At 53.4% G+C, this 1029-nt stretch carries 1 protein-coding gene; it reads left to right on the top strand.

Going from position 1 to position 1029, the window contains the following annotated elements; all coding sequences use genetic code 11:
• Nucleotides 1-284: 284 nt before the first annotated feature.
• Nucleotides 285-653, top strand: a complete 369-nt coding sequence (locus GC125_RS00455; protein WP_151983234.1) for a tudor domain-containing protein — start codon at nucleotides 285-287, stop codon at nucleotides 651-653.
• Nucleotides 654-1029: the final 376 nt, after the last annotated feature.

Consider the following 1029-nt stretch of genomic DNA (forward strand, 5'->3'; position numbering starts at 1 on the left):
AGGGCGTCGAGACAGCTGAACAGCAATCACATTTAAAGCAGATGGGCTGCGACGACTTGCAAGGATTCCTGTTTTCGCGGCCGGTGACGGCACACGAAATCAGCCTCATCCTCACCGGCAGAAGCACAGCCAGGAGCGCCTGACTGCTCTAGCCCAACAGGCCAATTTCTCGTTCAACTACGGTTGAGACGATATTGGCTAATTTAGCGATTCCCGATAGCTGTTGACCGTTCTGCTCAACTGTTGGGCAGGCAAGAGAGGCTCAACTCTCGGAGAAGACATCGATGCAAACTAAATCGTGGGTCGCAGCCGCAATCGTCGCTATCTGTGCGACTTCTGCCGGTGCGCAAACTGCTGGGGATTGGGTATTGGGCAACTACCAGGGCGCCGGCTATTGGTTCCCTGGTGTCGTCGAAAGCATCGGAAAGGGCCAGGTCACGGTCCAGTACGACGATGGAGATCGAGAAACTGTCGCTCTCAACGCTGTTCGTCCTTATGATTGGATGATCGGAATGAGGGTTGAATGTAACTTCCAGGGTCAAGGGGAATGGTATCCAGGAACCATCTCCTCATTGGGTGGTGAAACGATCGGCATCGCGTATGACGATGGCGACACCGAGACGACAAGAACAGGTCGTTGTCGTAGTCGGTAATCATGACGTTTCCGCTGTTCATCGCGCAGCGGCGTCTGCCAATCTTCCTTTGATGCCTTTGACCGTCGGGCCTGAACGAAGCTCACAGGTTCAGCCAGTGCGTTACCAAGCCTGCGATGTCCATCTGAAAAATTCACGCTGAAGCTGCGGCCGCCATCTCTGCGGCCGCAGCAAGCAATGTTTAATGCGCTCACGAAAACTTTACCACATGTAACTTCAGCGGCTAACGGCTCCTGAAGTTAAGCGATTGCACAGAATTTAAGCGCCAGAGTGCTGTTTCTTATTTATGGGGGAACAGCAATGCTCAAGCAATTCCGGAACGATCGAAGCGGCAACTTTGCGATCTTTGCAGCCTTTGCATTGCCAGTCACGCTCG

This window comes from Rhizobium sp. EC-SD404, assembly GCF_902498825.1.
Lineage (GTDB): Bacteria > Pseudomonadota > Alphaproteobacteria > Rhizobiales > Rhizobiaceae > Georhizobium.